Here is a 24979-nt window from a genome sequence, read left to right as displayed (position 1 = left end):
CTTACTTGGCGGCCATGCGCAAGGCGCCGTCGAGACGGATCACCTCGCCGTTGAGCATGCTGTTTTCAATGATATGCCGCACCAGCGCGGCGTATTCGGCAGGTTTGCCCAGACGCGGCGGGAACGGTACGCCGGCGGCCAGCGAGTCGCGCACTTCCGGGGTCATGCCGGCCATCATCGGGGTTTCGAAGATGCCCGGGGCGATGGTCATCACGCGGATGCCGAAGCGCGCCAGTTCGCGGGCGGCAGGCAGGGTCAGGCTGGCGATGGCGCCTTTGGACGCGGAATACGCGGCCTGGCCGATCTGACCGTCGAACGCCGCCACGGAGGCGGTGTTGATGATCACGCCACGTTCGCCGTCAGCGTTGGCTTCGCTTTCGGCAATCGCAGCGGCCGCCAGACGTAGCATGTTGAAGCTGCCGATCAGGTTGACGTTGATTACCTGAGCGAAACTGGAAAGCGCATGTGGGCCATTCTTGCCCAGGATCTTCTCGCCGCGAACGATGCCGGCGCAGTTCACCAGCCCGTTGAGGCTGCCGAAGGCTTTTACGGTCGCCTGCACGGCGGCTTCGGCGGCGGCTTCGTTGCTGATGTCGGCCACTACGCTTTGCGCGCCAAGGCGCTGGGCCTGGGCGGCGACGGCGTCGGCGTTCAGGTCCACCAGCATCACTTTGGCGCCGCCGCTCACCAGCAACTCAGCGGTGGCGGCACCCAGGCCGGACGCGCCGCCGGTGACGATAAAAACCTTGTTCTCGATCTGCATGACGGTTTCCTTGGATTCAAGCTGAAACGTTGTGCGCCGCGGCCTCTTGAGCCTTGGCGATTTCCTGGTTGCGCAAGATAAAGCGCTGCAATTTGCCGCTCGGGGTTTTCGGCAACTCGCTGACAAATTCGATTTCACGGGGGTACGAATGCGCGGCCAGACGTTTGCGCACGTGCTGGCGCAGTTCTTCGGCCAACGCCGGTTCGGCACGGTATTGCGGGTTGAGCACAACGAACGCTTTGACCAGCTCGGTGCGCTCCGGATCGGGTTTGCCGACCACTGCCGCTTCAACGACGGCAGGGTGTTCGATCAGTGCGCTTTCCACGTCGAACGGGCCGACCCGGTAGCCGGAAGTGGTGATGACATCATCGCTGCGGCCAACGAAGCTGATGCTGCCGTCCGGGTTCCACTCGACGGTGTCGCCGCTCAGGTAGTAATCGCCGACGAAGGCTTTGGTCGGTGCGCCTTCATAACCGGCGAACCAGCACATCGGCGACTGTGTGCGGTCGATGGCGAGAATGCCGGGCTGGCCGACGCCGAGTTCGTTGTTCTGCTCGTCAAGCACCACGATGCGATGGCCCGGCGAAGCGAAACCGGCGGCACCGAGGTGGATCGGGTGTTGCAGGCCGTGGTGGTTGCACAGGACCATGCCCAGTTCGGTCTGGCCGTAGTGGTCGTGAATGACCACGCCGAGGTTGTCGGCGAACCAGCGGATCACTTCCGGGTTCAACGGCTCACCGGCGCTGCTGACGATGCGCAGCTTGCCCTTGATCGATTGGGCGAACTCATCGCCGCCGGCAATCAGCAGGCGATATGCCGTGGGCGAACCGGTGAGGTTGGTGATGCCGTACTTGTTGATGACCCGGCAGGTACTTTCGAGGGTGAACGGGCCATCGTAGAACGTGATCGGATGACCCATCGACAACGGGCCGGTAACACCGAAATAAATGCCGTAGGCCCAGCCCGGATCGGCGACGTTCCAGAAAGCATCTTCCGGGCGCAGATCCACGGCATCGCGGGTGTAGCTCTGGAACGCGACGATGGCCTTGAGCGGCACCGACAGCGCTTTTGACGGGCCGGTGGTGCCGGAGGTGAACATCAGCAGGAACGGGTCTTCGCCGGTCAGCATCAGCGGTTCGCAGACATTGGAATGGTTGGGCAGCTCGGACCAGAAACTGAAGTCGCCACGGACGATGCCCTGGCCTTTAGGACCGCCGACCGTGACCAGCGTGGGGCAATCGGCAACTTCGGCGAGTTTCGGCCGGTTGACGGCGTCGGTGACCACCACTTTGGCGCCGGAGCTGTTCAGGCGATGCTCGAGGGCTTTGGGGCCGAACGCGGTGAACAGCGGTTGATACACCGCGCCGATGCGCCAGGTGGCGAACACGGTGATCAACAATTCGATGTTGCGCGGCAGCAGGCCGGCGACCTTGTCGCCTTTCTGCACGCCCTGGGCGAGAAGGAAATTGGCGAAGCGCGCGGCTTTGTCCTGCAGATCGTTGAACGTGTACGTTGCACTGGCGCCGTCGCGGCCTTCCCAGAACAGCGCGATGCGCCCCGGCAAGGCGTGGCGGTCACAGCATTCGACGCAAGCGTTGAGCGCCTCGAGCGTGCCGCTGAGCGCGGCGTCCACGGTGTGCTGATAATCAAACTGTGCGGTGGCAGACAAGTAATCGCGCATTGCCAGAATCCCTCTGTTCTTATTAGGTTGGGGAAGCGTAAACAACAGGGGAATACTCGCGCCGCAGGCCGGCTGCGGCAATGGTCAAAGCCCTCAAAGTGGATGACTGGTTTGGCCAAGGTTCCGGACTTTGATCGCTCCCACACGGTAGCGCGATGATCGTTCCCACGCAGAGCGTGGTAACGAGAGTTGGCGGTGAGTCGGGGCCGGATCAGACCGCCTCGTTGAGGATCAAGCTGCGATAGTGCCCCGGATTGGTTCCTGACCACTTGCGAAACGCCTTGTAGAACGAACTGGCATCGGCAAACCCCAGCCGCGTGGCGATGTCGGCAAAACTGATCGCAGGCTCCGCCAGCCAGGTGATCGCCAGCTCCTTGCGCACGCTGTCCTTCAGGCCCTGATAGGTCTGACCTTCTTCCGCCAGACGTCGGCGCAGGGTCGAGGCCGACATGCACAACTGCTGGGCCAGCGTATCGGTTTCCGGCCAATGTTCGGCGGGCAGCTGCCGCAGATCCTGCTTGATACGGCTGGCCAGGCTTTCCGGGTCGCGGTACTTCACCAGAATGTTGGCCGGGGCATGGGCCAGGAAGCGTTTCAACTCTTCGGCGCTGCGCTTGATCGGCAGATCCAGCACATCGGCGGCGAAAATCATCCGCGTGCGTGGCCGGTCGAAGCGCAGGTTCTCGGAGAACATCACCCGATAGTCATCACAGAAATCCGGTGCCGGACAGCGCAGCTCGATGGCCAGGATCGGAATCCGCCGCCCCGCCAGCCAGCACGCCACGCCGTGAACGATCATCCAATACGTGAAGTAAGTGAAGGCGCGACGCGGCTCGGGGTCGTCCTCCAGCAGGACGATCTCCGCCAGACTCTGCTGGTGCACCAGTTGCGCCGGCATGCGTTCGAGCATCAACGACAGAAAATTCAGACCGCTGCTCAGCCCCGCAGCCAGATTCGGCTGGGCCATGGCGCTGCGGCAGAGGAACGCCAGGCTGCCGGATTTCAGCTTGCGCGGGTCCATGCCAAAGAACTCGTCATCGCCGCGCCGCGCCAACAGGCGCCACAACCGCGCGTACTGACTGGCCGGCACGCGGGCGTCATCGGTGGACAGCAGCGCCGGTTCAATCCCGACCTTGCTCAAGACTTCGTCCGTGGCCACGCCCGGGGCACAACTTTGCAGCAGTGCTTCGCGCACCAGTTGAATGGCGATGGTGTCTTTTTCCGACATGGAACCCGCTGAATCCTGTTGTTGTTCGAGTGGCGGGCATCTTAGCGCAGCTGACGGGGCGACGTGGATGTTCAGACTTGTTCAGCTGAGGTTCAGGTAAATGCCAATGAATGCCATGTGAGAATGACTTTCATTATGTTACAACTTGTAACCTCAATTCGTTACACAGTGATCGTCGAATGCTCGTTCCCTTTTTGATCATGTTGCGTGAAGGCATCGAAGCCGCGCTGATCGTTGGCATCATCGCCAGTTACCTGCAACAGACCGGCCGTGGCCAGTGGATGCCCGCGGTCTGGATCGGGGTGTTTCTCGCCGCTGCGCTGGCCTTGCTGGTCGGTGGTGGCCTGGAACTGGTCAGCGCCGAATTCCCGCAAAAGCAGCAGGAACTGTTCGAAGGCGTGGTCGGGTTGGTGGCCGTGGGCATTCTCAGTTCCATGGTGTTCTGGATGCGCAAGGTCGCGCGCTCGATCAAGCACTCGCTGCAAGCTTCCCTCGACCAGGCGCTGACCGCTTCGAAGCATCAGGTCATCGCGCTGATCGCCATGGTGTTTTTCGCCGTGGCCCGTGAAGGTCTGGAAACCGTGTTTTTCCTGCTCGCCGTGTTCCAGCAGAGCGAAGGCCCGGCCGCACCGATCGGCGCCCTGCTCGGCCTGATCCTGGCGGTCGTCGTCGGCTTGCTGATTTACAGCGGCAGCATGCGTTTGAACCTGTCGGCGTTCTTCCGCTGGACCGGGCTGTTCATCCTCGTGGTCGCCGCCGGGATTCTCGCCAACTCGGTGCAGGCCCTGCATGAAGCCGGGGTGTGGAACCACCTGCAAACCGTGCTTTTCGACTTCAGCGCGACGCTGCCGATGGATGGCCCGTTGGGCTCGGTGCTGGCCGGCATGTTCGGTTATCAGGATGCACCAACCGTCAGCACCCTCGGCGCGTACCTGATTTATCTGCTGGTGGCGCTGGTCATGTTCTTCATGCCCGCGCCCAAGCCTGCTGCCCAATCGTCTTCCGTTTCCAGCCAATAAGGGCCTTCATGTCAAAGCCTAATATTCCTCAGGCCTCGCCTCCCCGCGCCTTGCGCTGGGCGGTGGCCGGTTCGGTGGTCGTGATGATCGCCGCCGGTGGCCTGTTCTACTACGCCTCGAAACTGGCCGCCGCCAAACGTCAGCACAACCGCGACGAAGTGGTGGTGAACATCCATCCGCACCGTTGCGAACCGAACGCCCTGACGGTGCCGGCCGGCCGCGCCAGTTTCCGCATCGTCAACCGCTCCGACCGGGCGGTGGAATGGGAAATCCTCGACGGCGTGCTGGTGATCGAAGAGCGCGAGAACATCGCGCCGGGCCTGAGCCAGGTGATCAACGCCAACCTGCAACCCGGCGACTACGCCATCACCTGCGGCCTGCTGAGCAACCCGCACGGCACCCTGCACGTGACACCAACCGCTGCCTCCGATGCGGCCGCCAAGGCCAAGCCATCGATGGTGGCCTTCGTCGGCCCGTTGTCGGAGTTCCGCGTCTACCTGGCCAGCCAGGGCAGCGCGCTGATCAAAGCCGTGACGGCGCTCAATCATGCCATCGACAGCGGCGATCTGGCTCAGGCCCAGGCGTTGTATTTGCCGGCCCGCGCCGCGTATCAGCGTCTGGCGCCGGCCGCACAACGCCTGGCGGAGCTGGACAACCGCATCAACGCCCGCGCCGATTACTTCGAAAAACGCGAGCAGGATCCGGCCTTCGTCGGCTTCCATCGCCTCGAATACGCGCTGTTCCAGCAACGCAAACTCGATGGCCTGACACCGATTGCCCAAGGCTTGCTCGACAACGTCACCACGCTGAAACAGCAACTGCTGGCCCAGTCGCTGCCGCCGGAGCAACTGGTGCAAATCGTCGTGCGCAACCTCAACACCCTCGCCGACGTGCGCGCCGCCAGCGGCGAAGAGGAACGCTACAGCCACGGTGATCTCAACGGCTTCGCAGCCAACCTGGAGACGGCGCACAAAGTCGTCGAATTGCTGCGCCCGCTGCTGAGCAAATCCGCCGCCGAGCTGCTGCCGAAAATCGACGGCGCGCTGGCTGATTTCGATACCACGCTGAACGGCTTCAAGGTCAAGGACGGCTACGCGAGTTACGACACCGTCAACGGTGAGCAACGCAAGCAGATCGCCGACAAGGCCAAGGCCCTGGCCGACGCCCTCGACGCCATTGATCCCGCCCTCGGCCTCTCCGGCCTGTAAGCAGAAGACGAATACCGATGAACGATTCCGAACACTTCAACCTGCAACGTCGCCGCGTACTGATGGGCATGGGCGCCGCCGGTGTCGCCCTGGCCGGCACGGCGTTAAGCTGCCCGGCGATGGCCGCCGCGCCTGCGCAAGTCACCGAAGCGCCGAGCAGCGACAAGACCCAGGACCATCACGATTTTCATGGCGTGCACCAGAGCGGCATCGTCACCCCGCGTCCGGCGGCCGGCATGCTGGTGTCGTTCGATGTGCTGGCCAGCGACCGTGACGACCTTGAGCGCCTGTTCCGCACCCTCAACGAGCGCATCGCGTTCCTGATGAAGGGCGGCCCGGTGGCGCAGATCGATCCGAAGCTGCCGCCGCCGGACTCCGGCATCCTCGGCCCGGTGGTGACGCCGGACAACCTGACCATCACCGTGTCCGTCGGCGAATCGTTGTTCGATGAGCGCTTTGGCCTCGCGTCCGTCAAACCCAAACGTCTGGTGCGCATGGTCGGTTTCCCCAACGATGCGCTGGAAGCCGACAGCTGCCATGGCGATCTGAGCCTGCAGTTCTGCTCCAACACCGCCGACACCAACATTCACGCCCTGCGCGACATCGTGAAAAACCTGCCGGACCTGTTGCTGGTGCGCTGGAAACAAGAAGGCAGCGTGCCGCCGCAAGCCCCGGCCAAACCCGGTGTACCGGCGCAATCGGCGCGTAACTTTCTGGGCTTTCGTGACGGTTCGGCCAACCCGGATTCCAACGATGGCAAAGCCATGGACCGCATCGTCTGGGTGCAACCGGGCAGTGACGAACCGGCCTGGGCGGCCCACGGCAGTTATCAGGCGGTGCGGATCATCCGCAATTTCGTCGAACGCTGGGACCGCACGCCGTTGCAGGAGCAGGAAAGCATCATCGGCCGGGTCAAAACCACCGGTGCGCCGATGGGCGCCAGCCATGAAACTGAAGTCCCGGACTACAGCAAGGACCCGGAAGGCAAGCTGACCAAGCTCGACGCGCACATCCGCCTGGCCAACCCGCGCACCGCCGCGAGCCAGGCCAACCTGATCCTGCGCCGGCCGTTCAACTACTCCAACGGCGTGAACAAGAACGGCCAGCTCGACATGGGCCTGCTGTTCATCTGTTACCAGGCCGACCTGGAAAAAGGCTTCATCAGCGTGCAGACCCGCCTCAACGGCGAACCGCTGGAGGAATACCTCAAGCCGGTCGGCGGCGGTTACTTCTTCACCCTGCCGGGTGTCACGGGCGACAAGGACTTCATCGGTCGCTCGCTGCTGGCTGCCACCCAATCCAACACCACCGCATAACAACAGTCACATCAGGAGCCGCCCCATGAAAAAGACGCCCCTCGCGTTATTGCTGACCTTAGGTTTGCTCAACACCCCTCTGTCGGCGTTCGCCGCGACTGCGCCACTGGATCTGGTGGGGCCAGTGTCGGACTACAAGATCTACGTCACCGAACAACTGGATGAACTGGCCAGCCACACCCGGCAATTCACCGACGCCGTGAAAAAAGGCGATCTGGCCACCGCGCAAAAGCTCTACGCGCCGACGCGCGTCTATTACGAGTCGATCGAACCGATCGCCGAGCTGTTCAGTGACCTCGACGCGTCCATCGACTCCCGCGTCGACGACCACGAGCAAGGCGTGAAAGCCGAAGATTTCACCGGTTTCCACCGCATCGAATACTCGCTGTTCTCGGAAAAGAGCACCCAGGGTCTCGACGCCCTGGCGGACGGCCTGAACAAGGACGTGAAAGACCTGCAGACCCGCGTCGCCGGCCTGACCTTCCCGCCGGAAAAGGTCGTCGGCGGCGCCGCTGCACTGCTCGAAGAAGTCGCCGCGACCAAGATTTCCGGTGAGGAAGACCGTTACAGCCACACCGACCTCTACGACTTCCAAGGCAACATCGACGGCGCGAAGAAAATCGTCGACCTGTTCCGTCCGCAGATCGAGAAACAGGACAAGGCCTTCGTCGCCAAAGTCGACAAGAACTTCGCCACCGTGGACAAGATCCTGGCCAAGTACAAGACCAAGGATGGCGGTTTCGAAACGTATGACAAAGTGAAGGACAACGACCGCAAGGCACTGGTCGGCCCGGTCAATACCCTGGCCGAAGACCTGTCGACCTTGCGTGGCAAGCTCGGTCTGAACTGAGTTCTGCGCATAAAAAATCCCCCGGACGCGTCCTGCGTTCGGGGGATTTTTTGTGGGCCGGTATTAGAGAATGCGATAGAGCAACCGCTCGACCCGCACCCGGCTCACGCGCTTGAGGAACTTGGCCACACCCGCCGGGTAATCCGGCAAGGCTTCCAGATCCTGGAAACGTGCGATCCGCGTGGTGTGAACGAAGATGTTCTCCAGCTCCACGCGGCGCGGCTCCAGCCACTCGCCTTTCGGATCATCGATCAGCAAGGCGTTTTCCAGATCCAGACGGAACGCCCGCGGGTTCAGGTTGTTGCCGGTCAGCAGCGTGTAGCGCTGGTCGATCCACATGCCCTTGAGGTGATAGCTGTTGTCGCCCTCGCGCCATAGGTGCAGGTTCAACTGGCCGCTGTCGATGTTGCGTTGATGGCGCTTGGCGAAACGGCGCAGGCTGATCTCGTAGAGATACGGCAGCGCGGCAATGACCTTGAACGGCTCGCTCGGCGGGATGTAGAAATCGTTGGCCGTCTTGTCGCCGACCACGATGTCGATCTTCACGCCGCGCGCCAGCGCCCGGTTGATCTCGCGGATCACGCCAAGCGGCAGGTTGAAGTACGGCGTGCAGATGGTCAGTTGCTTCTGCGCACTGGCGATCAGTTCCAGAATCACCCGGTTCAGCGGGTTGTTCTTGCCCACGCCGAGCAACGGACTGACCGACAGACCCGTGTGCGCCGTGCTGCCGGCGCTGGTGTCGTACGCCGCATATTTGAGGCGGCTGCGCAGGTCGCCGATGTCGTTGCGCAGGCTGCGGGTGGTCGGCAGGTTCGGCAGGTCGAGGCGATGCACCGCTTTCGATTCGATCAGGCCGTGCTTGACCAGATGGTGCATCGAGTCCGCCAGTTCGCGGCTCTGCAGCACGTGATAACGGTCGAAACGGTACTTGTCGAATTTGTGCAGATAGACGTTGTTCAGGCTCGCACCGCTGTAGACCACGCAATCGTCGATCACGAAGCCCTTCAGGTGCAGCACGCCGAACAGCTCGCGAGTCTGTACCGGCACGCCGTAGACCGGCACCACGCTCGGGTGGGTACGGGTCATCTCCTGATACCACGCCGAGTTGCCCGGCTGCTTGCCGGCACCGATCAAGCCGCGCTGGGCCCGCAGCCAGTCGACGACCACCGCGATTTCAAGCTCGGGACGCTTGAGTTTGGCGGCGTGCAAGGCATCGAGAATTTCCTGGCCGGCCTCATCGTGTTGCAGATAGAGCGCGACGAGGTAGATGCGCTGGGTCGCCTGGGCGATTTTCTCCAGCAGGCAACGGCGGAAATCGGCGGCGCCGGGCAGGATCGTCACGGCCTCGGCGGTCAGCGGAAAGCTGCGCAGTTTGGGCAGCAGAGAGCGTTTGAAAAGCAACGGCATAGGGCTCGCAATGGGTCGAATCCGAAGAACCCGAGAGCTTACACCATCAACTCCTTCGGGTCTTGTGAGCGTCTGTAATGATCGTTCCCGGGCCCTGCGTGGGAATGCAGCCCGGGACGCTCCGCCTCCCTTCCAGAGCTGGAACGCAGAACGTCCCTCGAGGCATTCCCACGCACAGCGTGGGAACGATCAAAAAATAATTGCTTGACCAAGGAGAACGATCGTTCTACTGTGCGCCACATGAACGAAATCACTAGCAACGACACAACCCGAGACATCATTCTGGATGTCACCGAAAAGTTGATCTACAAGAGTGGCATCGCTGCCACCGGGATGGATCTTCTGGTGAAAACCGCCGGTGTTTCCAGAAAAAGTATCTATCGCTACTTCACCAACAAGGAGGAGTTGACCGTCGCCGCCCTGCAACGCCGCGATGTGCGCTGGATGCACTGGTACAGAAGCGCCGTCGATCAGGCCGAGACCCCGGCCGATCGCCTGCTCAACCTGTTCACCGTGCTCAAGGGATGGTTCGCCTCGGAAGGCTTCCGGGGCTGCGCCTTCATCAATACCAGTGGCGAGACCGGCGATCCCGAGGATCCGGTCCGCCAGGTCGCCAAAGACCACAAACAGAAACTGCTCGACTACGTGTGCGAGTTGTGTACCGAACATGGTGCCGAGGACCCGCAGTTGCTGGCCAAACAATTGCTGATCCTGATTGACGGCGCCATTACCGTAGCGCTTGTGATGGGTGATCACAGTGCCGCCGATAATGCGCAATGCATGGCGCGAAAGTTATTGGACCTGTAACGCCTTAATAAGCCTGACACGTTGTTTAACTGTTAATAGATCGGGAGACAAACATGTCTACTGCAGCCGAAGTTCGTCCGCCATTGCCACCGTTCAACCGTGAATCAGCCATTGAAAAAGTTCGCCTGGCCGAGGATGGCTGGAACTCCCGCGACCCGGAGCGCGTGTCGCTGGCCTACACCCTGGACACCCAATGGCGTAACCGCGCCGAGTTCGCCAACAACCGCGAAGAAGCCAAGGGCTTCCTGACCCGCAAATGGGCCAAGGAACTGGATTACCGCCTGATCAAGGAACTCTGGGCCTACTCCGACACCCGCATCGCCGTGCGCTACGCCTACGAATGGCACGACGATTCGGGCAACTGGTTCCGTTCCTACGGCAACGAGAACTGGGAATTCGACGAGCACGGCCTGATGTTCCAGCGTTATGCCTGCATCAACGACATGCCGATCAAGGAAAGCGAACGCAAGTTCCACTGGCCGCTGGGCCGACGCCCGGATGATCATCCGGGGTTGTCCGAACTGGGTCTGTAAAAATGTATCTGCAGGGGCTGCACTCAGCAGCCCCTGCAGTTTTCAGCTGATCATGTCTGATTGACGAAGATCGTAGATAACCCTTGGATTGGCAAAGGCTCGCTGACAGAGCCGAGGCAGGTCGCCGCAACACCTGGAAATGAGTAACATGACGGCCCTCCCCGCAGCCCAGCTCTGCAACCTGCCGAATAAGCCGATTCCATGCCTTTCGAACTCAGCGTTGACCTCACCACCCTGGCCGTTCTGGCCCTTGTCGCTTTCATTGCCGGATTCATCGACGCCATTGCTGGCGGTGGCGGTCTGTTGACCACACCGGCGTTGCTCACCGCCGGTCTGCCGCCGCATCTGGTGCTGGGCACCAACAAGTTGAGTTCGACCTTCGGTTCGGCCACCGCCAGTTTCACCTTCTATCGGCGCAAGCTGTTTCATCCCAGGCAGTGGATGCACGCCATCGTCGGCACCCTGGTCGGCGCGCTGACCGGCGCCATCGTCGCCCACTATCTGCCGGCGGAATGGCTGAACAAGATGCTGCCGGTGATCGTCTTCGCTTGCGGCCTGTACCTGTTGTTTGGTGGCACGCCGAAAGCGCCGCTGGACAGCGACGCACCGATCAAGAAGAAATGGCAATCGACCCAGGGCTTCAGCCTCGGTTTCTACGACGGCGTGGCCGGCCCCGGCACTGGTGCGTTCTGGACGGTCAGCAGCCTGTTGCTGTACCCCATCGATCTGGTCAAGGCCAGCGGCGTGGCGCGCAGCATGAACTTCGTCAGCAACATTGCGGCGCTGTCGGTGTTCGTGTTTTCCGGGCAGGTGGACTGGATCATCGGCCTGAGCATGGGCCTGTCGGTGATGGTCGGCGCATTCTTCGGGGCGCGCACCGCGATCAGCGGCGGCGCCAAGTTCATTCGTCCGGTGTTCATCACCGTGGTGTTGGGGTTGACCGTGCGTCTAGCCTGGCAGCACTGGTTCAGCGTGGCCTAAGCGCCGCGCCACGTAGACATCGATCAGGTACCGGGCAATCGATTTTGACGCCGGCAACGGCGGCAAATCGTGCACGTTGAACCACTGGGCGTCTTCGATCTCGTCTTCCTGGCAGACAATCTCGCCACCGGCGTATTCGGCATGGAAGCCGAGCATCATCGAGTGTGGAAACGGCCAGCACTGGCTGCCCATGTACTGAATGTTCTTCACCTCTATCTGCACTTCCTCGCGCACTTCGCGAATCAGGCAATCCTCGGCCGACTCCCCCGGTTCGGCAAACCCGGCCAGCGTGCTGTAGACCCCGGTGACGAAACGCGGTGAGCGCGCCAGCAGGACTTCATCGCCACGGGTCACCAGCACGATCATGCTCGGCGAAATGCGCGGATAACTGCGCAGATCGCAAGGCTGGCAATACATCGCCCGCTCCCTTGGCACCTGGGTCATGGCCTGACCGCAATTGCCGCAGAAACGGTGCTCACGGGCCCAGGTCCCGATTTGCGCCGCGTATCCCAGGACCTTGTAGATCGTGTGATCGCCGTCGAGCATGAACGCCCGCAGGCCTTTCCAGTTGCAGCCCGGCACCTCGCTGGTGCTGTGCAGTTCCAGCAGATACACCGGTTCGCCATCGAGGTGACCAATGCCGTGCTCGGCAAGAATCGACAAGTCCTGACGCTTGAGCCATTCCCGGGGGAACAGCGCGCCGTTGTCATCGAACAGGAAACCCTCGGGGCTGCGCGCCACGGCCCAGCCGCCGGGTTGATCGGTGTCCAGTACTGCAGTGGTCCAGCGAGATGTCATGGTTTCTCAATCCAGAAATTCGGGTTTCTGTTTGCTCATATGGGCGGCCATGGCCACGCGCAAGTCGTTGGATTGCAGCATGGCGGCGTTCCAGGTGGCAACGTACTCAAGACCGTCGTCGATGCGATGGTCGCGCATGTAGCTGATCATTTCCTTGGTGCCGGTGACCGCGATCGGCGACTTGCCGGCGATGTCCCGGGCAATGTCCATCACGCCTTCGATCAGGCTGTCCTTGTCGCTGTAGACGCGATTGACCAGACCGATGCTGCGCGCTTCTTCGGCGCCAAAGGTGCGACCGGTATAAGCCAGCTCACGCAGCATGCCGTCACCGATGATCCGTGGCAACCGTTGCAGGGTGCCGACGTCAGCCGCCATGCCGATGTCGATTTCCTTGATCGAGAACTGCGCGTCTTCGGCGGCGTAGCGCATGTCGCAGGCCGCGATCAGGTCGATGGCGCCGCCCAGGCAGTAACCCTGGATCGCCGCCAGTACCGGTTTGCGGCAATTGTCGACAGCATTGAACGAGGCTTGCAGGGTCAGGATCTTTTTGCGCAACAGGCGCGCGTTGCGGCCCACGTCCTTGCCCAGCTCATTGGCCACACCGGCCAGCATCATCAGGTCGATGCCCGAGGAAAAGTGTTTGCCGGCACCACTGAGCACCACCACCCGCACTTCGTCGGTGTCGTCGATCCACTGGAACACCTCGACGATTTCGCTCCAGAACGCGGCGTTCATCGAGTTGATCTTTTCCTGCCGGTTGATCTGCACATGGGCGATGTTGTCGGCCAGTTCGACGCTGAAGGCGGTGTATTGAGTCATGGCAGAAATCCTTTACCGGGCTGAAGATGAGGCCCGAACTATAACAAGGCATCAGCACGGCGGTTCGGCCAAATGCGGGACTCTAGCCGTTCTTCAGCGCAACGAAGGCAGCGGTCTCGTAAGGCACGGTCACCACCTCCCTGCCCCGCAACTGCGGCTCGCCGGCAATCAGTTCAGCAATTTGCGCATCGATCTTCGCGCGCTGCTGATCGCTCAACGCGGCAATGAAACTGGTGGATCGCACCCGGTTGAAAATCACATCTTCCGGCGCGCCGGTATGCCCGTGCTGGAAATGCTGCGCCTGTAACGGGCCGAACGCCGGATGGGGAAAAGCCTTGCGCCATTCGCCGGTGTAGAAACGCGGCGTGTCGCCCTCCAGTGCGTTGACGATGGCGTCCAGTCTGGGCACCCAGTCGATCCGGGTGTCGCGCAGGTTCCAGATCAGGCCCAGCTTGCCGCCCGGTTTGAGGACCCGGGCGATTTCATCCAGGGCTTCGGTACGGGCAAACCAGTGAAAGGCCTGCGCGCACACCACGGCATCCACCGACGCATCGGGCAGCGGCAAATCCGTTGCCGTGCCGCTGACGGCCAACACCTGCGGCCAGGCCAGCGACAGTTTTTCCAGCATCGGCGCCACCGGTTCCACGGCAATCACCTGGGCGCCGGTCGCCACCAGCCGTCCGGTGAACTTGCCGGTGCCGGCACCGAGGTCGATAACCGTCTTGTGGGCATCGAGGCCCACGGTGCCCGTCAGCCATTCGGCGACGGCCGGCGGGTAGTCAGGCCGGCCTTTGACGTAGGTGTCGGCGGCGGTTTTGTAGCCGCTGGCGGCCGAGTGGTGAACCTGATCTTTCATGGCCAAACTCCCAGGGTAGAACTGCAGATCGACGACGAACGCTGACCAGCATAGCGCTGGAAAAAACGCTTTCCTTTAACAAAGCCTGACAAACCAATGAATAAATGTTCACCCTGCGGTGTTCAAAGTGAAACACGACCCCTTGTGGAGCCTTGCCCATGACTATCCGTTCCGTTATGTTCGCGGCCCCGTTGCTGGTGGCCGCCGCTTTTGCGAGTCCGCTTGCCTTCGCCAATGGTGATGAAGAGGCGCCGGTGCAGAAACCCAACTGCCCCAAAGGCCAGGTGTTCGACACCAAAACGCAGAAGTGCGTGATGCAGACCAGCCAACTCGTGCCCGACGCCGACCGGACCGATTACGCCTACCGTCTGGCCAAGGCCGGCCGTTACGAAGAGGCCCTGGCCCTGCTCGATACGCTGGAACAACCGAACACCGCCAAGGCTCTCAACTATCGCGGTTACGCCACGCGCAAACTGGGGCGCACCGACGAAGGCATCGGCTATTACCTGCAATCGGTGAAGCTTGATCCGCAGTACGCGCAGGTCCGTGAATACCTGGGCGAGGCTTACGTCATCAAGGGCCGCGTCGATCTGGCGCAGGAACAGTTGCAGCACATCCAGAAGATCTGTGGCACGACCTGCGAGGAATACCGGGACCTGGCCGAAGCCATCAACGATTCATCGAAAACCTGACACGACACGCGGAGGCGAACATTTTCAGCGATCAGGCCTTCAGAGCCGAACTCGGGCAACACCTGGCGCGCCTGTGGCGCTACGGCTTGCTGCTGTCGCGCAACCGGCACGTGGCCGAGGATCTGGTGCAAGCCACCTGCGTGCGGGCGCTGGAACGTTCGGGCCAGTACGTGGCCGGCACGCGCATGGATCGCTGGCTGCTGAGCATCCTGCATTCGATCTGGCTCAACGAAGTGCGCGCCCGCCGGGTGCGCCAGGGCCAGGGTGTGACGGACGCCGACGGTCAGCTGACATTCGATGGCGAATACGCCGCGCAGACTCATGTGATGGCCTCGCAGGTGATCCGCCGGGTCGATGCATTGCCGGAAACCCAGCGCGAAACGGTGTATCTCGCGTACGTCGAGGGCCTGTCCTACCGCGAAGTCGCCGAGATCCTGCAAGTGCCGATCGGCACAGTCATGAGCCGCCTGGCCACCGCGCGCCTGAAACTGGCCGAATACCCGCCGCTGCAAGCGGTCCCGAACAGCCCCGCAGGAGACCGGCAATGAATACGCCTTCCGACGAGCAACTGGTGGCGTATCTGGACGATGAACTGGACCGTGACCAACGCAGCCAGCTCGACAGCCTCATCGCCGACGATCCGCTACTGAATCTGCGGGTGCAATGGCTTGACCGCAGCAGTCTGCCGTTCAAGGCTGCTTATGACGAACTGGTGCAACAGGCGCCGCTCGATCGCTTGCAGGCTCGGCTTGATGCTGCGCCCTCACCGCAGAAGCCCGGCGTCAGCCGACGCTGGTTCCTCGGTGCGGCCGCAGCCGGTGCGGCGCTCGCGGGGGTGGCGGCAGACCGTTTGTTCCTGACCTGGCAAGCACAGCAAGCGCACAACTGGCGCGCGCGGGTGGGCGATTACATGGCGCTGTATGTGCCGCAGACCCTCGAACACTTGCCCACCGACGAGGCCTCGCAACTGGCGCAGTTGCGAACCGTCGATGCGCGGCTGGGCCTGAGCCTGTCGCCAGCGAAACTGAAAGTGCCCGGCGCGCTGTTCAAACGCGCGCAACTGCTCGAATACGACGGTGTGCCCATCGCCCAGATGACCTGGCTCGACGCCACCCACGGCCCGCTGGCGCTGTGCGTCACCCGCACCAACAGCGGCAGCCGGCCCTTGGCCCATGAACGCCGGCACGGGATGAACGTGGTGTACTGGTCCGAACGCGAACACGCCTGGATGCTGATCGGCCATCACCCGGCTTCCGAGCTGGAAGACATGGCGCAAATGTTTAAGACCCGGCTGAACATGTAAAGAATTTTGTCACTATGCTGCTCGGGTTATTTTCCAAGAAGGATGGATTTATGCCGATTTCGCCACGCTCGGCTCTGCTGGTCATCGATGTACAGAACGACTTCACTCCCGGCGGCCAACTGGCCGTGCCCGAGGGTGACCTGATCGTTGCGCTGATCAACCGTCTCGCCGGGCGGTTCAAGCAAGTGGTCATCACCCAGGACTGGCACCCGGCCGGACATGCCTCGTTTGCCTCCAGCCATCCCGGCCGCCAGCCGTATGACGTGATTCAACTGCCGTATGGCGAGCAGACTGTGTGGCCGGATCACTGCATTCAGGGTTCACAGGGGGCCGAATTTCACTCGAAACTCGATCTGCCCCATGCGCAATTGATCATCCGCAAGGGCTGCAACCCGGACATCGACAGCTATTCGGCGTTTCTGGAAGCGGACCGCGTCACGACCACAGGTCTGGCGGGTTATCTGAAGGAGCGCGGCATCGACACGGTGTACATGGTCGGCCTGGCGCTGGATTTCTGTGTGATGTTTTCCGCACTGGATGCACGGGCGGCGGGGTTCAACACGTTTGTGGTGCTGGATGCGTGTCGGGCGATTGATCTGAATGGATCGCTGGCGGCGGCGATCGAGCGGATGCAAGTGGCCGGCGTTGGCCTGATCCAGTCCACTGAACTGCTTTGACTGGCGCTCGCTCCCACCCAACGCTCTGATCGTTCCCGCGCTCCGCGTGGGAACGAGCGCTAAACGGGGGTTGGCAGCCAAAGCCTGAACCGCGCCCCACCCAATGGCGAACCTTCCACCGTCAAGGTTCCGCCCTGTGCCTCCAGCGCACGACGGCTGATCGCCAGCCCCAGGCCAAACCCACCAGTCGCCCGGTCGCGGCTGCGATCCAGTCGATAGAATGGTTCGAAAATCCGCTCCCGCTCCTCTTCCGGGATGCCGATCCCGTCGTCATCCACCCAGATCTCACAGCCCTTCGGGCAGACCTGCACGCCGATCTGAATGCGTTTTTCGCAGTAGCGCATGGCATTGCGCAGCAGGTTCTGAATCGCGCGCGCAGTCAGGCGCGGGTCGAGGGAGAAGCGTTCCAGCTGATTGTGCAACAGCACATCGATGACAATTTCCGGAGATTCCAGCTCTTCGTCGACGCTGCCCAGAATGCTGTCGATGAACTCGTCCAGCGATACTTCGACCTGCTCCGGCAACTTCGCCGGATTCTGCAGGCGACTGTAGGACAGCAACTCCAGCACCAACTCATCGAGTTCGCGGATGTGCGCGACCAGCCCTTGCAGGCGTTCGCGGCTGGCTTGCGGCAAGTCGTCGGACAGTGCCAGCGCCAGGCCGAAGTCCAGGCGTGTCAGCGGCGTGCGCAATTCGTGGGACACGGCATTGAGCAGATCCCGTTGCTGATTGAGCAGGTTTTCGATGTCACCGGCCATGGTGTCGAACACGTGGGCCAGGCTGCCGATATTGGAACTCGGGCCGATTTGCGTGCGCTCGCTCAAATGGCCCTTGCCGAAACGTTCGGCGGTACCCTTGAGGCGTTCCAGATCACGCCAGTGCGGACGAAACCAGAGCAACAGACACGCCAGCAGACTCGCGCCGATCAGCACGTTGATGCTCCAGTACAACAGACTCACGTCCATCGGATCCGGCGGCACCACCATCTGCACCGCCATCTCGTCGTTCAACGGCGTGACCGCCAGCGTGCGCCAGCCCCAGTCGCCCACCCGCACCATATTCTCGCCGCGCCGCAGACGCTCTTGCTCGATGGCGGTGAAGCCAGGGTCATCGATACGGGCCAGAACGATGTGCAGCGGCTGGAAATCCTTGTCCATCGATGCCGCGAGCGCCGGCCACTGATCCTGCGGCACCGCGCGAAACTGCTTGGTGATCAGCGATTGCAGGCCACGGGAATAGTCGAGGTTGTAGGTAACGAATCGCTCCCTGAACGCCATCACCACCAGATCCGGCACCAGATAGATCGCCGCGCTGTAGGAAACGATCGTCACCAGATAGAGGCGAAACAGGATTCTGAACATCGAATCAGCATTCCCACTCGGAGCGGCTGAACAAGTAGCCCTTGCCCCACACGGTCTTGATCTTGCGCGCCTCGCCCGCGTGGTCGTCGAACTTGCGCCGCAGCTTGGAAATCGCCACGTCCACCGAGCGGTCGGTGCCGTTGAACTCGATGCCGCGCAGGCGCTGCAGGATCTGATCGCGGCTCAGCACTTCTCCAGCATGACGGGCCAGCACCACCAGCAGGTTGTATTCGCCGCTGGACAGTTCGACCGGCTGTTCACGCCAGGTCACCGTGCGTTCGGACAGATCGATGCACAGATTGCCCATCAGGATCCGGTCGTTGGCAGTCATCGGTTCAGCGAGGCTGCTGCGCCGTAGCAAGGTCCGGACCCGCGCCAGCAGAACTCGTGGCTCACAGGGTTTGGTGACGTAGTCGTCGGCGCCCATTTCCAGGCCCAGTACTTGATCGTGGCTGTCGTCGCGGGCGGTGAGCATCAGGATTGGCAGCGTTGCCGAGTCGGCGCGCAACAGGCGGCAGACTTGCAAGCCGTCAAGACCCGGCAGCATCAGGTCGAGAATCACCAGATCCGGCGGATTGAGCCTCGCCCGCTCACGCACATGGTCGCCTCGGCCGATCACGCTGACGGAATAACCGTTGCGTTCGAGGTAACTGGAGATCAGTTCGGCGAGGGCGGTGTCGTCTTCGACCAGGAGGATGTTGGGCATTGATGATCCAGAAAGTGCTGTGGCGACTGGCTTGCCCGCGAAGGCGGCATATCTGTCGCAATAAATTTCAAGGCGTAAAGGATATACGCCCTCACTCGTCCCTGAGCAAAACCCTTACACAATTTCACACAGCGCCTACAAAGCTTCACCGCTAACCTCGGCGACTGTCCGTAGGATGCGCAGATCAATATTGGGGGTTGTACATGTCGAAGAATCTGCTGGCCGGGCTCGGCCTGATCGCATTGGCGCTGACGCTGAGTGCCTGTGATAAATCCTCGAACGCCGAGGAACAGGCACCGCCGGCCACCGTGCGAATCGAAACCCTTGAGGCACACCCCCTGTCGATCAGCAGCGAACTGAGCGGGCGCATTGCCGCACCGCGGATCGCCGAAGTCCGTGCCCGAGTGGCCGGCGTGGTGCTGCAACGCACCTACCGCGAAGGCAGCGACGTGAAAAAGGGCGACGTGCTGTTCCGCATCGACCCGGCTCCGTTCAAGGCTGACCTCGACAGCGCCGAAGCCGCCCTGCGCAAGGCCGAGGCCAACGCGTTCCAGGCAAAACTGCAGGAGCAGCGCTACGCCCAGTTGATCGACGACAAGGCCATCAGCGCTCAGGACTACGACAATGCCCGCGCCAACGCCCGGCAGACCGCCGCCGACGTTGCCGCCAACAAGGCTGCCGTCGAGCGCGCCAAACTGAACCTCGGTTACGCCACCGTCACTGCGCCGATCTCCGGGCGCATCGGTCGTGCTCTGGTGACAGAGGGCGCGCTGGTCGGTCAGAACGAAACCACACCGCTGGCGCTGATCCAGCAACTGAACCCGATCCACGCCGACCTCACCCAGTCGACCCGTGAATTGAATGAGCTACGCCGGGCCTTCCGTTCCGGGCAGTTGCAGCAGGTTGGCCAGGATGAAGTCAAGGCCACGCTGATCCAGGACGACGGCAGCCTTTATCCGCTGCCGGGCAAATTGCTGTTCAGCGACATCACGGTCGATCCGGGCACCGGTCAGATCATTCTGCGCAGCGAGTTCCCCAACCCGGATCTCGATCTGCTGCCTGGCAGCTACGTGCGTGTGCGTCTGGAACAAGGCGTGATTCAACATGGCCTCACCGTTCCCCAGCGTGCGGTGCAACGTGACAGCGCCGGCGTGGCGCAGGTCCTGACCCTCGACGATCAGATGCGCGTCGCCCAACAGCCGGTGCAACTGGGTGCGGTGCAGAACGACCGCTGGATCGTCACCGGTGGCCTCAAGGCCGGCGACCGCATTGTCATCGAAGGCCTGCAACACGCCCGGCCGGGCGAAGTGGTGCAGATCGACGACACCCCTCTTCCACTTGCCCAGACCTCTGGTCAGTAAGCAGGACGCTCTTCTATGCCGCAGTTCTTTATCGACCGCCCGGTGTTCGCCTGGGTCGTCGCGTTGTTCATCCTGTTGGCCGGTGCGCTGGCCATCCCGCAATTGCCGGTGGCGCAATACCCCGACGTCGCGCCGCCGCAGATCGAAATCTATGCCGTGTACCCGGGCGCCTCGGCGCAGACCGTCGACGAAAGCGTGGTCAGCCTGATCGAGGAAGAGCTCAACGGCGCCGATCACCTGCTGTATTTCGAATCGCAAAGCAGCTTGGGCAGCGCCACGATCAAGGCGACGTTCCAGCCGGGCACCAACCCGGAACTGGCACAAGTCGATGTGCAGAACCGCCTCAAGGTGGTTGAGTCGCGCTTGCCGCAAGCGGTCAATCAGCAAGGTTTGCAGGTGGAAAAAGTCTCCGCCGGTTTCCTGCTGCTGATCACCCTGACCTCCAGCGACGGCAAGCTCGACGACGTGGCGCTCAGCGACTACCTGGCGCGCAACGTGATGAACGAGATCAAGCGCATCGACGGCGTCGGCAAGGCCCAGCTGTACGGCGCGGAGCGGGCGATGCGGATCTGGGTCGATCCGCAGAAGCTGATCGGTTTCAACCTGACGCCGGCCGACGTCAACGCCGCCATCGTCGCGCAGAACGCCCAGGTCTCGGCGGGCAGCATCGGCGATCTGCCGAACCCGAGCACCCAGGAAATCACCGCGACGATTCTGGTCAAAGGTCAGCTTTCGACGCCGGAAGAATTCGCCGACATCGTACTCAAGGCCAATCCGGACGGCTCCACCGTGCGCATCAAGGATGTGGCGCGGGTCGAGATCGGCAGTCAGGAATACCAGTTCGGCACCCGTCTGAACGGCAAGCCGTCCACCGCCGTCGGCGTGCAACTGTCGCCCGGCGCCAACGCGCTCAGCACCGCAACCTTGATCCGGGCGAAGATGGATGAACTGTCGCGCTATTTCCCGGCGGGCGTGGAATACAAGATCCCCTACGACACTTCGCCGTTCGTGAAGGTCTCGATCACCAAAGTGATCTACACCCTCGGCGAGGCGATGTTGCTGGTGTTTGCGGTGATGTTCCTGTTCCTGCAGAACATCCGCTACACGCTGATCCCGACGCTGGTGGTGCCAGTGGCGCTGATGGGCACCTTCGCCACCATGTTGGCACTGGGATTCTCGATCAACGTGCTGACCATGTTCGGCATGGTGCTGGCCATCGGCATTCTGGTGGACGACGCCATCGTGGTGGTGGAAAACGTCGAGCGGATCATGGCCACCGAAGGCCTGTCGCCCAAAGAAGCGACGCGCAAAGCAATGAGCCAGATCACCGGAGCGATCATCGGCATCACGCTGGTGCTGGTCGCGGTGTTCATTCCGATGGCGTTCATGCAGGGTTCGGTCGGTGTCATCTACCGCCAGTTCTCACTGTCGATGGCCACCTCGATCCTGTTCTCGGCGTTCCTCGCCCTGACCCTGACCCCGGCGCTGTGCGCCACCTTGCTCAAGCCGATCGCCAAGGGTGAACACCACGAGAAATCCGGGTTCTTCGGCTGGTTCAACCGTCGCTTCGAGCAACTGAGCGATCGTTATCAGGGCTGGGTTGGTCATGCGCTGAAACGCACCGGTCGTTATCTGCTGATCTACGTTGTGTTGCTGGTCGGACTGGGCCTGTGCTTCGCGCGCCTGCCCTCCTCGTTCCTGCCGGTCGAGGACCAGGGTTACACCATTACCGACATTCAACTGCCACCCGGTGCGAGCAAGAACCGCACGGTGCAGGTGGTCGAGCAGATCGAAGCGCACAACGCCGGCGAACCAGGCGTGGGCGACAGCACCGTGATTCTCGGTTTCAGCTTCTCCGGTAGCGGGCAGAACGCTGCGTTGGCGTTCACCACACTCAAGGACTGGTCGCAGCGTGGCAGCGACGACTCGGCCAGCTCGATTGCCGACCGCGCCAACATCGCCCTCAGCCAGATCAAGGACGCCGTGGCCTTCGCCGTGCTGCCGCCGCCGGTGGATGGTCTCGGCACGTCCAGCGGCTTCGAGTTCCGCCTGCAGGATCGCGGCGGCCTCGGCCATGCGACCTTGATGGAAGCCCGTACCCAACTGCTGGCCGCTGCCGAGAAAAGCCCGATCCTGATGAACGTCCGTGAAAGCGCACTGGCCGAAGCGCCGCAAGTGCAGTTGGAAGTGGATCGTAAACAGGCCAATGCCCTGGGTGTTGCCTTTGCCGATGTCGGCAACGTGCTGTCCACTGCCATCGGCTCTGCGTACGTCAACGACTTCCCCAATCAGGGGCGGATGCAACGGGTTGTTGTGCAGGCTGAAGGTGACCGTCGCAGTCAGGTCGATGACTTGTTGAAGATGCACGTACGCAACGATGCCGGGCAGATGGTGCCGCTGTCGGCGTTCGTCAGAGCCACATGGACCCAGGGCCCGGCGCAGTTGACCCGCTACAACGGCTACCCGGCGATCTCGATTTCCGGCGAGCCGAAGCCCGGCCACAGCACCGGCGAAGCCATGGCGGAGATTGAAAGGCTGGTGGCCCAGGGGCCGAAAGGTCTGGGTCAGGAATGGACTGGTCTGTCGTTGCAGGAACGTTTGTCCGGCAGCCAGGCGCCGATCCTGCTCGGGTTGTCGCTGCTGATCGTGTTCCTGTGTCTGGCGGCGCTGTACGAGAGCTGGTCGATTCCAACATCGGTGTTGTTGGTTGTACCGCTGGGCGTACTCGGCGCAGTGCTGGCAGTGACCTTGCGCGGGATGCCCAACGATGTGTTCTTCAAGGTCGGACTGATCACCATCATCGGTCTGTCGGCGAAGAACGCGATTCTGATCATCGAGTTTGCCAAGAGCCTGTATGACGAAGGTCATGATTTGATTGACGCCACGCTGCAAGCGGCACGTCTGCGTTTGCGGCCGATTGTCATGACCTCGCTGGCGTTCATTCTGGGCGTGGTGCCGCTGGCGATCGCCACGGGCGCCAGTTCCGCGAGTCAGCAGGCGATCGGAACCGGGGTGATTGGCGGGATGATTACGGCCACATTGGCGGTGATTTTTGTGCCGGTGTTCTTCGTTGTCGTGATCAAACTTGTGCGCAGGTTTGCCAAACCCCAGTGATCCCAACTGAGGGAGCGGGCTCGCTCCCTCAGGGTTTTGCAAACATCCGGCGTTGTGGCCGCATCTGCCAGCGCTGGGCTAAGGTGTCTGCACACCCTGGCCCATCGAGTTCCCATGCGCTTCCTCGCCCGCACCCACCCTCGCCTCTCCGCTGCCGCGTTATTCGGACTCGCCGTCGGCCTGCTGGCCCCGGCCGACTCCGTCATCAGCAAAATCCTCATCGGCTGGAACACCGGCGTCTGGACCTATCTGATCCTGATGTTCTGGCTGACAGCCCGGGCAAAAGCGCCGGACGTCAGGCGCATCGCCGAAGTCGAGGACGAGAACGCCGGCCTGGTATTGTTCGTGGTGTGTATCGCGGCGCTGGCCAGTCTGGCAGCCATTACCCTGGAACTGGTCGGCAGCAAGGATCTGCAAACTTCCCACAGGCTCCTGCACTACGGCTTTACCGCGTTGACGGTGATTGGCTCATGGTTGCTGATCGGGGTCATTTTCAGCGTCCACTACGCCAGGCTGTTTTATACCTGGGACGGCAAGGAGCCGGCGCTGCGCTTTGCCGAAGGCCTGACAACGCCCAACTATTGGGACTTTCTGTACTTCTCGTTCACCATCGGCGTGGCCGTGCAGACGGCGGATGTTGGCGTCGCCACTCGGGAGATACGCAAGATCGTGCTGGCACAGTCGTTGATCGGGTTTGTGTTCAATACGGCGATACTGGGTTTCTCGATCAATATTGCGGCGGGATTGTTTGGCTAATAAGAAAAATGTGTTCGATCACAAGCTACGCGAGAAACTGCTGCAGAAGAATCATAAAAAAACTGATATGTAAACTGACAAGTCTGACAGTTTACAAGCAGAAGTAGTTGGGATCAGATGCAACTTCCGTGGTTAGCATAATACCGAACCACGGCTGACTCTCGCCCAAATAATGATGGAGATTCTGCTCATGAGTGCTGCACAGAAAGTCAATACACTTCAAAAAGGCAGGCTCACCCGTGCCGCCGAATTCAATGCGTCTATCGACAAAGGTGAACCGTTGAGTTTCAAAGCTACCTTCAGTCGAATCAGCTACCCGCAAGTGGGAGAACCACCTCGCTGGACAATCGATGCTGCCAGTCGCAATCCAATAGACAATCAGATTAAGACTATCCGGGTAATACTTTTGAAAGACCCAGTCGACTCCAAAGCTAAATTAGCAAATGCAGATGTGTTGGTTACTTACAGTGACACGGCTGAAGATCCGCCATCAGAATATTTTACGAACACTCCCACCACAGCTTTCACGTTCGATTCAGAAAACGCTTCTATCAAAGGCAACATCAGTGCAACAGTATCTGATGGTCTTGAACAGGCCAAGACACACGAGCTCACTCTCGAGTTTGATTTAAAGGCAGAGAAATGGTCTCAACGCCGATAACAACTCTGTCTAGTCCTGAAATAGGTTTACACCTGTTTCACCCCAACGCCCGATGCATCGCATCGGGCGTTTTGTATTTCAA

The 24979-nt window shown here is 61.5% G+C and carries 24 protein-coding genes; 15 read left to right on the top strand and 9 right to left on the bottom strand.

The window, feature by feature from the left end; all coding sequences use genetic code 11:
- Position 1: 1 nt before the first annotated feature.
- The 3 genes from ACKJSM_RS24110 to ACKJSM_RS24100 all read right to left on the bottom strand — a co-directional run bounded on the left by ACKJSM_RS24110 (position 2) and on the right by ACKJSM_RS24100 (position 3672).
- A complete protein-coding gene (locus tag ACKJSM_RS24110) occupies positions 2-763 on the bottom strand; it encodes an SDR family NAD(P)-dependent oxidoreductase (RefSeq protein WP_410239068.1) in 762 nt (253 codons plus the stop codon).
- A gap of 16 nt (positions 764-779) precedes the next feature.
- Positions 780-2444 carry an AMP-binding protein gene (locus tag ACKJSM_RS24105; protein WP_410239067.1) on the bottom strand — a complete coding sequence of 555 codons (1665 nt, stop codon included), beginning with the start codon at positions 2442-2444 and terminating at the stop codon, positions 780-782.
- 211 nt (positions 2445-2655) lie between these two features.
- Positions 2656-3672 (bottom strand): AraC family transcriptional regulator, encoded by a 1017-nt coding sequence (locus tag ACKJSM_RS24100; RefSeq protein WP_236179267.1) that lies wholly within the window; start codon positions 3670-3672, stop codon positions 2656-2658.
- 179 nt (positions 3673-3851) lie between these two features.
- On the opposite strand from ACKJSM_RS24100, the gene efeU reads away from it, so the two are divergent.
- Genes efeU through efeO (ACKJSM_RS24080) form a run of 4 tightly spaced genes read left to right on the top strand, consistent with a single transcriptional unit; the run spans position 3852 to position 8065 of the window.
- Entirely contained in the window at positions 3852-4691 is an 840-nt protein-coding gene (efeU, locus tag ACKJSM_RS24095; protein WP_236179265.1) for an iron uptake transporter permease EfeU, read from the top strand.
- A gap of 8 nt (positions 4692-4699) precedes the next feature.
- Positions 4700-5899 (top strand): iron uptake system protein EfeO, encoded by a 1200-nt coding sequence (gene efeO, locus ACKJSM_RS24090; RefSeq protein WP_410239066.1) that lies wholly within the window; start codon positions 4700-4702, stop codon positions 5897-5899.
- 17 nt (positions 5900-5916) lie between these two features.
- Complete coding sequence (gene efeB, locus ACKJSM_RS24085; protein WP_410239065.1) at positions 5917-7215, top strand: iron uptake transporter deferrochelatase/peroxidase subunit; 1299 nt, start codon at positions 5917-5919, stop codon at positions 7213-7215.
- 25 nt (positions 7216-7240) lie between these two features.
- Positions 7241-8065, top strand: a complete 825-nt coding sequence (gene efeO / locus ACKJSM_RS24080; protein ID WP_410239064.1) for an iron uptake system protein EfeO — start codon at positions 7241-7243, stop codon at positions 8063-8065.
- Positions 8066-8128: 63 nt separating this feature from the next.
- Here efeO (ACKJSM_RS24080) and pssA read toward each other — a convergent pair whose 3' ends face one another.
- Positions 8129-9472 carry a CDP-diacylglycerol--serine O-phosphatidyltransferase gene (gene pssA / locus ACKJSM_RS24075; RefSeq protein ID WP_410239063.1) on the bottom strand — a complete coding sequence of 448 codons (1344 nt, stop codon included), beginning with the start codon at positions 9470-9472 and terminating at the stop codon, positions 8129-8131.
- A 240-nt stretch (positions 9473-9712) separates the two neighbouring features.
- On the opposite strand from pssA, the gene ACKJSM_RS24070 reads away from it, so the two are divergent.
- From ACKJSM_RS24070 to ACKJSM_RS24060, 3 genes are all read left to right on the top strand, one after another.
- Positions 9713-10279 carry a TetR/AcrR family transcriptional regulator gene (locus ACKJSM_RS24070; RefSeq protein WP_236179237.1) on the top strand — a complete coding sequence of 189 codons (567 nt, stop codon included), beginning with the start codon at positions 9713-9715 and terminating at the stop codon, positions 10277-10279.
- A gap of 53 nt (positions 10280-10332) precedes the next feature.
- Positions 10333-10812 carry a DUF1348 family protein gene (locus ACKJSM_RS24065; protein WP_410239062.1) on the top strand — a complete coding sequence of 160 codons (480 nt, stop codon included), beginning with the start codon at positions 10333-10335 and terminating at the stop codon, positions 10810-10812.
- A 201-nt stretch (positions 10813-11013) separates the two neighbouring features.
- Positions 11014-11793 carry a TSUP family transporter gene (locus ACKJSM_RS24060; protein ID WP_027611974.1) on the top strand — a complete coding sequence of 260 codons (780 nt, stop codon included), beginning with the start codon at positions 11014-11016 and terminating at the stop codon, positions 11791-11793.
- Here the strand turns inward: ACKJSM_RS24060 and nudC are convergent.
- The 3 genes from nudC to ACKJSM_RS24045 all read right to left on the bottom strand — a co-directional run bounded on the left by nudC (position 11761) and on the right by ACKJSM_RS24045 (position 14266).
- A complete protein-coding gene (gene nudC, locus ACKJSM_RS24055) occupies positions 11761-12591 on the bottom strand; it encodes an NAD(+) diphosphatase (RefSeq protein WP_064381471.1) in 831 nt (276 codons plus the stop codon). The two genes, ACKJSM_RS24060 and nudC, sit on opposite strands and share 33 nt — an antisense overlap.
- A 6-nt stretch (positions 12592-12597) precedes the next feature.
- On the bottom strand, positions 12598-13410 hold the full coding sequence (locus ACKJSM_RS24050) for a crotonase/enoyl-CoA hydratase family protein (RefSeq protein ID WP_410239061.1): 813 nt from the start codon (positions 13408-13410) through the stop codon (positions 12598-12600).
- A gap of 82 nt (positions 13411-13492) precedes the next feature.
- Entirely contained in the window at positions 13493-14266 is a 774-nt protein-coding gene (locus ACKJSM_RS24045) for a class I SAM-dependent methyltransferase (protein WP_236179233.1), read from the bottom strand.
- A 158-nt stretch (positions 14267-14424) separates the two neighbouring features.
- Between ACKJSM_RS24045 and ACKJSM_RS24040 the strand changes: the two genes are divergently transcribed.
- The 4 genes from ACKJSM_RS24040 to pncA all read left to right on the top strand — a co-directional run bounded on the left by ACKJSM_RS24040 (position 14425) and on the right by pncA (position 16938).
- Positions 14425-14958, top strand: a complete 534-nt coding sequence (locus ACKJSM_RS24040) for a tetratricopeptide repeat protein (protein ID WP_410239060.1) — start codon at positions 14425-14427, stop codon at positions 14956-14958.
- A 62-nt stretch (positions 14959-15020) separates the two neighbouring features.
- Positions 15021-15506, top strand: coding sequence for an RNA polymerase sigma factor (locus ACKJSM_RS24035; RefSeq protein ID WP_410239126.1), 486 nt, complete (start codon positions 15021-15023; stop codon positions 15504-15506).
- The gene (locus tag ACKJSM_RS24030; protein WP_410239059.1) at positions 15503-16261 is read left to right on the top strand and encodes an anti-sigma factor family protein; all 759 of its coding nucleotides are present in this window, start codon (positions 15503-15505) and stop codon (positions 16259-16261) included. The genes ACKJSM_RS24035 and ACKJSM_RS24030 overlap by 4 nt, the downstream gene beginning before the upstream one ends.
- A 50-nt stretch (positions 16262-16311) precedes the next feature.
- Complete coding sequence (pncA, locus tag ACKJSM_RS24025; protein WP_410239058.1) at positions 16312-16938, top strand: bifunctional nicotinamidase/pyrazinamidase; 627 nt, start codon at positions 16312-16314, stop codon at positions 16936-16938.
- Positions 16939-16997: 59 nt separating this feature from the next.
- On the opposite strand, the gene ACKJSM_RS24020 is transcribed toward pncA, so the two are convergent.
- On the bottom strand, positions 16998-18299 hold the full coding sequence (locus ACKJSM_RS24020) for an ATP-binding protein (RefSeq protein ID WP_410239057.1): 1302 nt from the start codon (positions 18297-18299) through the stop codon (positions 16998-17000).
- 4 nt (positions 18300-18303) lie between these two features.
- Positions 18304-19005 carry a response regulator transcription factor gene (locus ACKJSM_RS24015; RefSeq protein WP_236179191.1) on the bottom strand — a complete coding sequence of 234 codons (702 nt, stop codon included), beginning with the start codon at positions 19003-19005 and terminating at the stop codon, positions 18304-18306.
- Positions 19006-19208: 203 nt separating this feature from the next.
- Here ACKJSM_RS24015 and ACKJSM_RS24010 point away from each other — a divergent pair, with 203 nt between their 5' ends.
- From ACKJSM_RS24010 to ACKJSM_RS23995, 4 genes are all read left to right on the top strand, one after another.
- A complete protein-coding gene (locus ACKJSM_RS24010) occupies positions 19209-20366 on the top strand; it encodes an efflux RND transporter periplasmic adaptor subunit (RefSeq protein ID WP_410239056.1) in 1158 nt (385 codons plus the stop codon).
- 15 nt (positions 20367-20381) lie between these two features.
- On the top strand, positions 20382-23480 hold the full coding sequence (locus ACKJSM_RS24005) for an efflux RND transporter permease subunit (protein ID WP_236179157.1): 3099 nt from the start codon (positions 20382-20384) through the stop codon (positions 23478-23480).
- Between the two features lie 114 nt (positions 23481-23594).
- On the top strand, positions 23595-24236 hold the full coding sequence (locus ACKJSM_RS24000) for a DUF1345 domain-containing protein (protein WP_410239055.1): 642 nt from the start codon (positions 23595-23597) through the stop codon (positions 24234-24236).
- A gap of 190 nt (positions 24237-24426) precedes the next feature.
- On the top strand, positions 24427-24897 hold the full coding sequence (locus tag ACKJSM_RS23995) for a hypothetical protein (RefSeq protein WP_410239054.1): 471 nt from the start codon (positions 24427-24429) through the stop codon (positions 24895-24897).
- Positions 24898-24979: the final 82 nt, after the last annotated feature.

The sequence above is a fragment of the Pseudomonas sp. PHC1 genome, assembly GCF_046487845.1.
Taxonomy (GTDB): domain Bacteria; phylum Pseudomonadota; class Gammaproteobacteria; order Pseudomonadales; family Pseudomonadaceae; genus Aquipseudomonas; species Aquipseudomonas sputi.
This window is presented reverse-complemented; position numbering and strand designations above follow the sequence as displayed.